Source organism: Nocardia sp. NPDC004722, from assembly GCF_053601505.1.
On the sequence record NZ_JBSGBY010000232.1, the window covers coordinates 1 to 11,848 of the forward strand.

Here is an 11,848-nt window from a genome sequence, read left to right on the forward strand (position 1 = left end):
GATCGGCATGCTTGGCGCGCAGCATGGTCAGCGATCGGATGAGCACCGCGCGGGTGTCGGCCGGATCGATCACGTCGTCGATCAGTCCGCGTTCGGCGCCGTAGTAGGGATGCATGAGTTCGCGGGCGTACCGGGCGACGAGTTCGGCCCGCATGGCGGCCGGATCGGCCGCGGTGGCGATCTGCTTGCGGAACACCACGTTCGCCGCCCCCTCGGCCCCCATGACCGCGATCTCATTGGTGGGCCAGGCCAATGCCAGATCCGCGCCGACACTGCGGGAATCCATCACGATGTACGCCCCGCCGTACGCCTTGCGCAGCACGATCGAGATGCGCGGCACGGTGGCATCGCAGTAGGCGTACAGCAGTTTCGCGCCGTGCCGGATGATCCCGCCGTGCTCCTGGCCGACACCGGGCAGGAAGCCCGGCACGTCCAGCAGCGTGATGAGCGGAATGTTCATGGCATCGCACATCTGCACGAAGCGTGCCGCCTTCTCGCTGGCGCTGATGTCCAGGGTGCCCGCCAGGCAGTTCGGCTGGTTGGCCACGAAGCCCACGGTGTGCCCGTCCATCCGGGCGAGGGCCACGACGACATTGCCCGCCCAGCGTTCGTGGACCTCCAGAAAGGCTCCGTCATCGGCGATTTCGGCGATGACGTCACGCATGTCGTAGGGCACGGTGCCGACCTCGGGCACGAGGTCGGCGAGTGCGGGACAACGCCGATCGGCCGGATCATCGGTCGGCACCACCGGCGGCAGCTCCCGATTGTGCGCGGGCAGGAACGACAGCAGGTAGCGCACATCGGCCAGGCAGGCGGCCTCGTCATCGTGCACGAAGTGCGCCACCCCGGACTGCTCGGCGTGAATGTCCGCGCCGCCCAGCCCTTCCAAGGTCACCGACTCGCCGGTGACCGCGGTGACGACCTCCGGCCCGGTGATGAACATCTGCGCGATGCCGCGCACCATGAGCACGAAGTCGGTCAGCGCGGGCGCGTACGCCGCACCGCCCGCACACGGCCCCAGCATTACGCTGATCTGCGGAATCACCCCGGAGGCAGCGGTATTGCGCCGAAAGATGCCGCCGTAGCCGGCCAACGCCGTCACGCCCTCCTGGATGCGCGCGCCCGCACCGTCGTTCAGCGAGACCAGCGGCGCACCGGCCGCGAGCGCCAAATCCATGAGCTTGTGGATCTTCTCGGCATGCGCCTCGCCCAGCGAACCACCGAAGATGCGGAAGTCGTGGGCGTAGACGAAGACGGTGCGCCCGTCCACGGTCCCCCACCCGGTGATCACGCCGTCGGTGTACGGCTGCTGCTCGAGCCCGAATCCGACGGCCCGATGCCGCCGCAGCGCTTCGATCTCGGTGAACGAATCCGGATCGAGCAGAAGCGAAATACGTTCCCGGGCGGTGAGTTTGCCCTTGGCGTGCTGCCGTTCGGTGGCCGCCGCACCGGGCCCGGCCGCGGCCAGTTCCTTGCGCAGGCGCAGTTCGTCAACGCGGTCGAAGGTCTCGGCGGGACGCGGCAGCGTGGATTCCTCGGTCATGGCTGTGCTCCTCGGTCAGGCGGCGGCGCGGTCGAGCAGGCAGGTTTCGAAGAACGCCAGCGCACCCGCGTGGTACGCGCGCGCCGCCCAGCCGAGGCTGATGTTGTGCCCCGCGTGCGGAATCCGGGCGATGCCGACGCGTGGCGCGGCGGCGAACAGGGCGGGCAGTTCGTCGAGGGTGGCCGCATCGGTGCGCCACCACCGTTCCTGTTCGGCGAAGCTGAGCCGCACCGGAATCCGGATCCGCGCGGCCGCCTCGGCGAAGGTCTCCGGCCAGTCCAGCGTCTCGGCCAGCTCCAGCGGCGGCGGGGTGTCCACCGCGGCACCGGCCTGCCGGAACGTCCGCGGCGGATACAGCTGCAGGTCGCCCCAGTTGCGTTTCCAGAGTTTGGCGTCCGCCGCCAGGGGCGCGAGCCGGTGCCCGCACCCGGACACCTCCACGCCGCCGAATGCGCTGTCCCCCGCGAGGACGAGCGCGAGCTTGCCGCCGAAGGAATGCCCGAGCAGCAACAGCCCGGCCCCGATGTCGTGGCGGGCGGTGAAGTCGGCCAGGGCGGCGCGCACCGTCTCCACCTGCCCGCCGAGCAATTGCCCGTCGGGCAGCTGTGCGGCGGACGCGCCGTAGCCGGGCCGGTCCAGGGCCAGCACCGCGTAACCCATCCGGGTGGCGGTGGTGAGCAGGGAGACGTCGGGGTGCGCCAGCCCGTGGAAGTAGGCCCCGGACATCCCCGCCCCGTGCAGTGCCACGATGGTGGCGCGCGGCAGATCCAGCGCGGGCGTGCTGAACAGCGCCGAGAGCGTAATACCGTTGGCGTCCAGCAGTATTCGGTGCACGCCGGGCGACACCGTCCGCAGCGCCTCGCCCGGGCTCATGATCTGGCCTCGGCATAGTTCTTGGCATGGCGCAGCGTCGCGAGGCTGTTGGTGCTCAAGGCCCGCCGCACGTACGCCTTCGCCTCGGCGACATCGGCGTCGGGCCCCAGCACCGCGGCGATGTTGTTGGTATTGATCACCACACTGTGCTGCGAGGACACCGACACCCCCGCTTCGAGCGGCCGCACCGTCCAGTACCCGGTGTGCAGCGTCATCAGGGCGGGCATGGTGAGCTGCTTGTAGGCGATCTTGTGCGACGGGAACACGATTCGGTAGGACATGGTGGTGTGCTGGGACCCGTCCACGGCGACGGTGTCCATGGACAGCGACTGGATGCCCGGCCCCGGCTCGGTCAGATCCACCCCCGCCACGTGCGGCAGCCGCTCCGGCCACAACTGCGCCTCACTGATGAACCCGAAGACGTCCTCGGCCGAACCCAGCACCTCGACGGTGTCCTCGAACGAGAACGCCGCGTCCGAACCCGCGACGCCGAGTTCGACATTCGTCTTCAGCGCCGCGAGTTCGGTGCGTGAATTGCGGTCGACCACGTCGTCGATCCAACCCAGCCGGTCCGCGCTGACCGCCCGATACTCGTGCAGCAGCCGGACGTGGGAGCGGTCGTCGGGCAGCGCTTCGATGATCCAGGTGCCACTCATCGCGGCCACCGGCGCGCTGCTGACCTCCTGCCGGAATTCGATGCGCCGCGACTGCGGATCGAGCAGCCGCCGCGAGACCCAATGCTTGACGCCCTCGCCCGCGGTGGCCCAGATCCGAATGCGCTGCTCGCGCTCGTCGTTCTCCAGATAGTCGGCGAAGATGGTGGGCGGGAACAACTGCGGCCAGTTGCCCACCTCGGCCAGCAGTTCGTAGACGGCGGCCGCGGGCGCGTCGATCTCGATGCTGTGCTCGGCGTGTCCCGTGACGGATTCGATGGTCCCCGTGGTCGATTCGGCCATGATGGCTTCCCTTCAGAAGTTCCCGAGCCCGCCGCAGACGTTCAATGCCTGGGCGGTGATGGATGCGGCGGTGTCGGAGGCCAGGTAGCCCACCAGCCCCGCCACCTCCTGCGGGGTGCAGTAGCGGCCGAGCGGGATCTTGGCGGTGAACTTCGCCATCACGGCGTCCTCGGTGGTCTGCTGCAGCGTGGCGTAATTCTTTCGAACCTGTTGCGCCATGGGCGTTTCCACGTATCCGGGGCAGACGGCGTTCACGGTGATGCCGGTCGGGGCGAGCTCATTGCCCAGCGCCTTGGTGAAGCCGACGACCCCGTGCTTGGACGCGGAGTACGGCGCACCGAGCACCACGCCCTGCTTGCCGGCGGTCGAGGCGATATTGATGATGCGACCGCGCTCGAGCCCGCGCATGCCACCGGTGTTGAGCACCTCCCGGGTCATCCGGAAGACACTGTTGAGATTGGTTTCGATGACGTTGTCCCACACCTCGTCCCCGAGGTCGGCGGTGACGCCGCCACCGCTGATGCCCGCATTGTTGACCAGGACGTCGACCGGGCCGAAACACGCGGCGGCGGCGGTGACGAACTCACGCACCGAATCCCCTTCGCGCACATCGACCGCGCGGCCGTCGACCTCGATCCCCGTCTCGCGCAGCTGCTTGACCGTGGTGGCGACATTCTCGGCGGTGCGCGCCCCGAGGTAGACCCGGTACCCGGCGCCGCCGAGCAACTGGGCGACGGCCAGGCCGATTCCGCTGGTCGCTCCGGTGACCAGGGCGTGGCGTTGCGACATGGTGGCTCCTAGGTGGTCGGGACGGGGATGAGCGCGTTCACCGCGGCCAGGAAGGCGCGCGGGGTGGTGGCGTCGACGACGGTCGAATCCTCCAGCGTCACACCGAATTCGCGTTCGACGCGGCTGGCCGTCTCGAGCATGGCCAGGGAGTCGTAGCCGAGATCCTCGAAGGTGCGGTCGAGAATGCCGGACGCCAGGTCCACGCCCTCGGGAGCGCCGGAACCCTCCTCGAGAATGCGGGTGAGGTCGTCGAGGGTGAATGTCATGGTCTCTTCCTTCCATCGGGGCCGAACAGCACGACCGCGGAGTTGTAACCGCCTTGGCCGCGGGCGAGTACGAGCGCGGCACGCACCGTTGCGCGCCGCGCCCCACCGACCACCAGATCCAGTGGTGAGTCGGAACTCGGGGTGACATTGATGGTGGGCGGGATCTCTCCCGCCGCCATGGCCAGCAGGGCGGTGGCCACATCGAGGGGGCCCGCGCCCGAATACAGCCGTCCGGTCATGGTTTTCGGTGCGGTGACCGGGACCGCGCGGTAGCCGAAGGTGTCGGCGATCGCGTCGGCCTCGATGCGATCGAGTTCGGGGATGCCGGCGGCGTCGGCGAACACCACATCGATATCGCTCGCGGCCACCCCGGCGTCAGCCAAGGCCATGTCGATGGCGGCGGCCAGGGCGGGCTCCCGGCGGGCGTGCGGCGGGGCATCGAAAGTCGCCGCGTAACCGGCGATCTCGCCGTAGCTGTGCGCGCCGCGAGCGCGGGCGGTGGCCGCGGATTCCATGACCAGGATCGCGCCGCCCTCGCCCGGCACGTGCCCGGAGGCGCGGGGATCGAACGGGAGGTAGGCGCGCTCGGGGTCGCTGCCCGCGTGCACCCGGCCGCTGGTCCACAGCGCCGCCCAGCCCCACGGGCACAGCGAGGCGTCCATGCCGCCCGACACCATCAACGGAGTGGCCTTGCGAATCTGCCTGCGCGCGTGGCCGATCGCGTCGAGGCCACCTGCCTGATCGCTCACCACCACCCCGCTGGGTCCCTTGAGCCCGTGGCGAATGGAGATCTGCCCGCTGTTGACCGCGTAGAACCACGCGAAGGACTGATAGGCGCTCACATACTGACTGCCGCGACTCCACAGGCTGCACAGCTCGTGCTGCGCGAATTCGAAACCGCCCGACCCGGACGCGGTCAGCACGCCCATGTCGAATTCCGCGAGTGTGGTGGTGTCGATCCCCGCGTCGGCGAGCGCCCAATCCGCCGCGACCAGAGCCAGACGGGTGACCTGATCGGTCTGCGGCAGTAGGCGGTTGGGAAGATGCTGCGCCGCGTCGAAGCCGGAGATCTCACCGGCCAGGGTCGCCGGATATCCGGACGGATCGAAGCGGGTGAGGCGGCCGATGCCGCTGCGCCCGGACCGGGTCGCCTCCCAATACTCCTGCTTGCCGAGGCCGTTCGGCGCGGTGATGCCGATACCGGTGATCACCGCGGTGCTCGTGTCGAGGTCGGCGGGGTGGCGGCCGAGGTCGACGCCATTGGTCAGCGTGCCGGTCATGCCGCGGCTCCCGTCCCCGAGGTCAGCACCATGGCGCTCTGGAAGCCGCCGAATCCGCTGCCCACGGTCAGCACCGTGTCGGTGCGGTGGTCGCGCGCGATGAGCGGCACATAATCCAGGTCGCATTCCGGATCGGGGGTGCGCAGATTCGCGGTCGGCGGCACCACGTTCGCGCCCAGCGCCAGCACCGAGGCCGCGATCTCGATGGACCCGATCGCGCCCAGCGAATGCCCGACCATGGATTTGATCGAACTCACCGGGACCAGGTAGGCGTGCGCGCCCAGGCTGCGCTTGAAGGCCGCGGTCTCGTGCCGGTCGTTCTGCTTGGTGCCCGACCCGTGCGCGTTGATGTAGTCCACCGCCTCGCCCGGCAACCCGGCCTCGCGCAGCGCCACTCGGATGGCCTCGGCCATTTCCTTACCGTCCGAACGCAATCCGGTCATGTGGTAGGCATTCGACCGGGTGGCGTAGCCCGCGATCTCGGCGTAGATGTGCGCGCCGCGCCGCCGGGCCGCGTGCAACTCCTCCAGCACGAACATGGCCGTGCCCTCGCCGAGGACGAAACCGTTGCGGGTGGCATCGAAAGGGCGCGAGGCGCATTCGGGGGCGTCGTGGCGCGGCGTCGTCGCCTTGATGGCGTCGAAGCAAGCCATGGTGATCGGCGAGATGGGGGCGTCCGAGGCCCCGGTGACCATGACGTCGGCCGAGCCGTCGGCGATGAGCTGCGCGGCGTACCCGACCGAGTCCAGCCCGGAGGTGCACCCGGAGGACACCACCGTGACCGGGCCCTGCGCACCGACGGTCTGCGCCACCTCCGCGGCCAGCGAACTGGGGATGAGGTGCTGATAGAGATGCTGGTCGGCGTACTTCTGATCGACCAGGTACAGGCGTCCGCCATTGCTGATGACCCGATAGTCCTGTTCCAGTCGCATGGTCGCGCCGACCGCGCTGCCCAGTGCCACCCCGATGCGGTGCGGGTCCAGGGTGTCGAACTCCAGGCCGCTGTCGGCGACCGCGGTGCGCGCACCCACCACCGCGAATTGCCCGGTGCGGTCCAGGCGTTGGATCTCCTGCGGGGTGAGGCCGTGGCGCTCCGGATCGAAATCGACCTCCGCGGCGACCCGGGAGCGGAACTGATCCGGGTCGAAGAAGCTGATCCGCCGGGTGGCGGTGCGGCCGGAGGTGAGCAGTTCCCAGAACTGTTTGGTGCCCACCCCGCCGGGGGCGATCACCTCGAGTCCGGTAATGACGACACGTCTGGTCTTCATGCTTTCTCCCAGTGGTAGAAGCGTTGTGCGACGGCATCGGCGGGCTTGCGCCAGGTGGCCGCGTCGTATTTCTCGATCAACGGGTCGAGGTCGTCGCAGATCTGGATGAAGCGCGGATCGGCCTGCTGCCACGCCCGGGCGATCACCGCGCCGCCGTCGGGGGTGTCGAAATCCTGGAGGTGGAAGTAGATGCCGGAGTAGGCGAACAGCTGTCGCCGCCGGGTGCCCATGCGATGCGGCACCTCGGTGGTGTCGAACTCGGCGAACAGGCTCGCGACCTGTGGGCGGCGGGCCGGGGTCAGGCGGTTCACCACCAGCGTGCTGTACATGCTCGGATGCACCGGGCCGGGCAGCCAGTGGTAGTAGCGCTGCGCGGCAGGACGAAACGGGGTCACGGCATCGTCGAATCCGCTCAACTCCGCCGTGAGCTCCGGACCAGTGGGTGCGGCGTCGGAGGGCGCGTCACTGTCGACGACTTGGATGAGCAGCTCGTCGTGGTAGTGAAAGAGCTGTCGCCGAACGATTTTCGGCTCCGCTGGGGAGTCCGCGGCATCGAAATCCGCGAACCCGGCGGCGACGCGATCCCGCGCCGCGACGGTCATCTTGGCGACCGTGACAGTGGTGTGCATGCCTTCGGCTCCTCAGTGCTGGATACGGGTCGGTCAGTGCTCGATACGGGGTCAGTTCTGGATTCGGCAGAGCACGGCGCCGGTGCCGATGCTCTGTCCGATCTCGGTGATCAGCCCGACCACGGTCCCCGCCTTGTGGGCGGTGATCGGCTGCTCCATCTTCATCGCCTCGATCACCGCGATGAGCTGGCCGGAAGTGACTGAATCACCTTCTGTGGCAGCGACTTTCACCAGCGTTCCGGACATCGGCGCGGTCAGGGAGTCGCCGCTCGGCCGCGCCGCCGAACCGGTGCGCGCGGCCCGAGGCAGCGGGCGCCGGGCGGGTTTCGCGCCGCGCACGGGGAGGGTCACCTCGACCCGCCGGCCGCGCACCTCCACCACCACGGTCTCGCGGCGCTCCGGAATCTCTTTCACCGCAGCGGCTTCGGGATGCGCCGGAATGGTGTTGCGGAATTCGGTCTCGATCCAGCGGGTGTGCACCCGGAAGGGCGCGTCGGTGAAGTCCGGATCCGCGACCACCGCGCGGTGCAGCGGCAGGGTCGTCGGCAGGCCGTCGATCTCGAACTCGGCCAGCGCGCGAGCCGCCCGCTGCAGCGCCTGCGCCCGATCCTCGCCGGTGACAATGAGTTTGGCCAGCAACGAATCCCACTGCGCGCCGACCGTGCTCCCCGCCTCGATGCCGGAGTCCAGGCGCACGCCGGGCCCACTCGGCGGCCGGTAGCGGGTCACGACGCCGGGGCCGGGCAGGAAGTCGCGCCCGGCGTCCTCGCAATTGACGCGGAACTCGATAGAGTGCCCGCGCGGGGTGGGATCGGGATAGTCGAGCAGCCCGCCCGCGGCCAGGCGCAGCTGCTCGCGCACCAGGTCGATGCCCGTCACCTCCTCGGTGACCGGATGTTCCACCTGCAACCGGGTATTGACCTCGAGGAACGACAACGCGCCGTCCGCGCCGACGAGGAACTCACAGGTGCCCGCGCCCCGGTAACCCGCCGTCCGCAGGATCGCCTTGGAAGCCTCCGCGAGCGCCGCGCGCTGGGGTGCGGTCAGGAACGGGGCGGGCGCTTCCTCCACCAGCTTCTGATGCCGTCGTTGCATCGAGCAGTCGCGCGAGGAGACCACGACCACGTTTCCGGCCGCATCGGCCAGGCACTGGGTCTCCACGTGCCGGGGCCGGTCCAGATACCGCTCCACGAAGCATTCGCCGCGCCCGAAGGCGGCCCGCGCCTCACGCACCGCGGAGTCGAAGCATTCCGGGATCTCCGCAAGGGTGCGTGCCACTTTCAGCCCGCGGCCGCCACCGCCGAAGGCGGCCTTGATGGCCACCGGCAGTCCGTACTGCCGGGCGAAGGCGATGACCTCGTCGGCGTTCGACACCGGACCGGGAGTCCCGGCGACGATCGGCGCACCGGCCGCGGCGGCGATGCGCCGGGCGGTCACCTTGTCGCCGAGATCGCGAATGACCTGGGCGGGCGGGCCGATCCAGATCAGTCCCGCCGCCAGCACCGCCTCGGCGAAATCGGCGTTCTCGGAGAGGAATCCGTAACCCGGGTGCACGGCGTCCGCGCCCGATGCTCGCGCGGCGGCCAGGACGGCCTCGATACTCAGGTAGCTGGTCGCGGCCGTATCGCCGCCGAGCGCATACGCCTCGTCGGCGGCGCGCACGTGAACGGCATCGCGATCCGGGGTCGCGTACACCGCGACGGCGGTGATCCCGGCGTCCCGGCACGCTCGCACGATGCGCACCGCGATCTCACCGCGGTTGGCGATCAACACTTTTCGCACGGCGTCTCCTGAAAGTCGTTGGGGTTCAGGGACAAGCGTGGGTAAGCAAGATCGACGCGGGGTGAACGGCGGGTCCGGGAAACTTCAGAAGCCGCCGAGCTGATCGGCCCGAGATCCCGGAGTAATTCCGATACATCCGGTGCGCTGCAATTTCCGCTCCGCCCGGTTGCCGCGCGGATCACCGCCGCCTACGATGCCGCGGCGTCCCACTTGCTGTCACCAGGGGTTTCGCCAGCGCTCGCACTTACATGGCTTGCCATGTATTCTCGGGTTCAGCTCGTTCGCATCGAGGGAAGGCAGGCATGAAACCGCTCGGGACGCTGCCGATGGACCGGCGCACCTCATTGGGATACGTGATCAATCACCTCGCCCGGCTCATGGAGCAGGCGCTGCGCGATCGGATCGCCGAATACGGGGTGGTGCCAGGACAATTCGCGCAACTGCTGGCCCTGTACGAGAAGGACGGCGTCACCCAGAACGAGCTCTGCGAGAAGGTGCGCATCGACCAGTCGACCATGGCCCACACGCTCAAGCGGATGGAGCGCGACGGGCTGATCCATCGCACCGCCGACCCCGCCGACGGGCGGCGGGCGCTGATCCACCTCACCGCGCGCGCCCAGGAACTGCGCGCCGGCCTGGTCGCGGCCGCACTCGAGGTGAACGCCATTGCCACGGCGGGGTTTCCGGAAACCCGGGAGGAAGACTTCCTCCGGATGGCCCGCCAGGCCATCGACAACCTCGAAGCCGATCGGGCCACATGACCGACAAAGAGAGGTAACCCATGCTCTCCCGCATTCATCCCTTCGCGGGCGCACTCGGACTGACCACCATCCTCATCTTCTGGCTCTCCACCGTGGTGACCGAGATCTTCGGATCGAAGCAGGACATCACCACCCTCAAACAGACCATCCCCTGGTTCCTGCCCGTCCTCGTCCTGGCGCTGGCGATCACCGGTGCCAGCGGCTTTCGCATGTCGGCGGGAGCCACCTCGCCGACGATCCTCGCCAAGAAGCGGCGAATGCCCTTCATCGCGGCCAACGGCCTGCTCGTGCTCATCCCCTCCGCGATCACCCTGGACGTGCTGGCCGGACACGGCGACTTCGGCGTCGCCTTCTACTGCGTGCAGGCCGTGGAACTGATCGCGGGGGCCACCAATATCGCGCTGATGTCGTTGAACATTCGCGACGGGCTCCGGCTCACCGGCCGGTTCGGCATGACGAATTCGGATCCAACCGTTGCCGCGGGCAGCGGATAATTTCAGGGATGAATTATGCGAAACAATTTCGAAATAGAACTCCGTGACGAGATCGCGGCGCTGCGCCTCGAAGTTCGCGAACTGCGCGACCAACGCGATATCGCGGCGCTTTTCGACACCTTCTTCTTCTTCGAGGACCGCAAGTCCATGAATGACGAGTGGGCCGAATCCATCTTCACCAGCGATGTCCTGCTGGAATTGCCGCCCGAGGATTATCGGGGCATCGAGGGACTCGCCCGGCACATGACCGACGTGGTCGCGCTGTTCGGTCCGACCCATCACGTCACCACCGATTGCCATGCCGACATCCACGGCGATATCGCGGTGGTCCGGCTGAATCTCACCGCGACCCACCGGCATGTGACGCCCGATTCCCCGCCATTGCTGGTCTGGGGGTATATCGAAGCGGATGCCCGGCGCACCTTCGCGGGCTGGCGGCTGAGCCGCATGAAACTGACCAAGGTGCTACGCACCGGCGAAGCCCCGGCCGGTTACCTCTTCGACGAGAACCTGAACGTCATCGCCGTGGGGGAATGATGCGAACGGCCGCCGGTTCCCCGATCCGGCGGCCTCCGTCATGCCGAGATCGCGGCGACGGGCATCAGCTTGAATCCGATGCCGCGGACCGCGACGATCCACTCGCTCGACCCCAATTTCGCGCGCAGGCTGCTCACGTGGGTGTCCACGGTGTGCTGCGACCACGACCCGTCCCAGACCTCACTGAGGATCTGCTGCCGCGGCACCACCACTCCCGGTCGCCGCGACAGCAGGCTGAGCAGGTCGAATTCCTTCCTGGTCAACACGATCGAGCGACCGTACAGCGTCACCTCGCGGGCCATATCGTCGATGCGCAGCGAACCGCAGCGGGTGACCGAGGGTGCCTCCACCCGCGGGTCCGGGCAGGCGCGGCGCATGACCGACTCGATCCTCGCCATGAGTTCCCGGATGCCGAACGGCCGGGTGAGGTAGTCGTCGGCGCCCGAGCGCAGACCGAGCACGCAATCCAGCTCGGAGGTGCGGTCGGTGATCACGATGATCGGCACGGTATGCCGTTCGCGAATCGATCGACAGACCGCGAAACCGTCGAAGTCGGTGAGATCCGGATCGAGCAGCAACAGATCGGCGCGATCGGACAGCTTCATGGCCATTCTTCCGGTGTCGACCGTGGCCACCTGATGACCATATCGTGGCAACTCCTGGATGAGAC

At 68.5% G+C, this 11,848-nt stretch carries 13 protein-coding genes; 3 read left to right on the plus strand and 10 right to left on the minus strand.

The window, feature by feature from the left end:
* The 9 genes from ACWELQ_RS22495 to ACWELQ_RS22535 form a co-directional block, all read right to left on the minus strand.
* A partial coding sequence (locus ACWELQ_RS22495; RefSeq protein ID WP_452399012.1) for an acyl-CoA carboxylase subunit beta occupies nucleotides 1-1,543 on the minus strand: 1,543 nt, incomplete at its 3' end.
* Between the two features lie 15 nt (nucleotides 1,544-1,558).
* Nucleotides 1,559-2,416, minus strand: coding sequence for an alpha/beta hydrolase (locus ACWELQ_RS22500; RefSeq protein ID WP_452399013.1), 858 nt, complete (start codon nucleotides 2,414-2,416; stop codon nucleotides 1,559-1,561).
* Nucleotides 2,413-3,372, minus strand: a complete 960-nt coding sequence (locus ACWELQ_RS22505) for an aromatase/cyclase (RefSeq protein WP_452399014.1) — start codon at nucleotides 3,370-3,372, stop codon at nucleotides 2,413-2,415. Before ACWELQ_RS22505 ends, ACWELQ_RS22500 begins: the two co-directional genes overlap by 4 nt.
* A 12-nt stretch (nucleotides 3,373-3,384) precedes the next feature.
* A complete protein-coding gene (locus ACWELQ_RS22510) occupies nucleotides 3,385-4,161 on the minus strand; it encodes an SDR family NAD(P)-dependent oxidoreductase (protein WP_452399015.1) in 777 nt (258 codons plus the stop codon).
* An 8-nt stretch (nucleotides 4,162-4,169) separates the two neighbouring features.
* Nucleotides 4,170-4,427 (minus strand): acyl carrier protein, encoded by a 258-nt coding sequence (locus tag ACWELQ_RS22515; RefSeq protein WP_452399016.1) that lies wholly within the window; start codon nucleotides 4,425-4,427, stop codon nucleotides 4,170-4,172.
* Nucleotides 4,424-5,707 carry a ketosynthase chain-length factor gene (locus ACWELQ_RS22520; RefSeq protein WP_452399017.1) on the minus strand — a complete coding sequence of 428 codons (1,284 nt, stop codon included), beginning with the start codon at nucleotides 5,705-5,707 and terminating at the stop codon, nucleotides 4,424-4,426. Before ACWELQ_RS22520 ends, ACWELQ_RS22515 begins: the two co-directional genes overlap by 4 nt.
* Nucleotides 5,704-6,975, minus strand: a complete 1,272-nt coding sequence (locus ACWELQ_RS22525; RefSeq protein ID WP_452399018.1) for a beta-ketoacyl-[acyl-carrier-protein] synthase family protein — start codon at nucleotides 6,973-6,975, stop codon at nucleotides 5,704-5,706. Before ACWELQ_RS22525 ends, ACWELQ_RS22520 begins: the two co-directional genes overlap by 4 nt.
* Nucleotides 6,972-7,604: a TcmI family type II polyketide cyclase gene (locus tag ACWELQ_RS22530; RefSeq protein WP_452399019.1), complete on the minus strand. Its 633-nt coding sequence runs from the start codon at nucleotides 7,602-7,604 to the stop codon at nucleotides 6,972-6,974. The genes ACWELQ_RS22525 and ACWELQ_RS22530 overlap by 4 nt, the downstream gene beginning before the upstream one ends.
* A 51-nt stretch (nucleotides 7,605-7,655) precedes the next feature.
* Nucleotides 7,656-9,386, minus strand: a complete 1,731-nt coding sequence (locus ACWELQ_RS22535) for an acetyl/propionyl/methylcrotonyl-CoA carboxylase subunit alpha (RefSeq protein ID WP_452399020.1) — start codon at nucleotides 9,384-9,386, stop codon at nucleotides 7,656-7,658.
* Between the two features lie 302 nt (nucleotides 9,387-9,688).
* On the opposite strand from ACWELQ_RS22535, the gene ACWELQ_RS22540 reads away from it, so the two are divergent.
* From ACWELQ_RS22540 to ACWELQ_RS22550, 3 genes are read left to right on the plus strand one after another with little or no spacing between them, the layout of a single operon-like run.
* The gene (locus ACWELQ_RS22540) at nucleotides 9,689-10,147 is read left to right on the plus strand and encodes a MarR family winged helix-turn-helix transcriptional regulator (RefSeq protein WP_452399021.1); all 459 of its coding nucleotides are present in this window, start codon (nucleotides 9,689-9,691) and stop codon (nucleotides 10,145-10,147) included.
* 20 nt (nucleotides 10,148-10,167) lie between these two features.
* The gene (locus ACWELQ_RS22545) at nucleotides 10,168-10,641 is read left to right on the plus strand and encodes a hypothetical protein (RefSeq protein ID WP_452399022.1); all 474 of its coding nucleotides are present in this window, start codon (nucleotides 10,168-10,170) and stop codon (nucleotides 10,639-10,641) included.
* A 15-nt stretch (nucleotides 10,642-10,656) separates the two neighbouring features.
* Entirely contained in the window at nucleotides 10,657-11,178 is a 522-nt protein-coding gene (locus ACWELQ_RS22550) for a nuclear transport factor 2 family protein (protein WP_452399023.1), read from the plus strand.
* Between the two features lie 38 nt (nucleotides 11,179-11,216).
* Here the strand turns inward: ACWELQ_RS22550 and ACWELQ_RS22555 are convergent.
* Nucleotides 11,217-11,848: response regulator transcription factor (locus ACWELQ_RS22555; protein WP_452399024.1), on the minus strand; the 632-nt coding region annotated here is incomplete at its 5' end.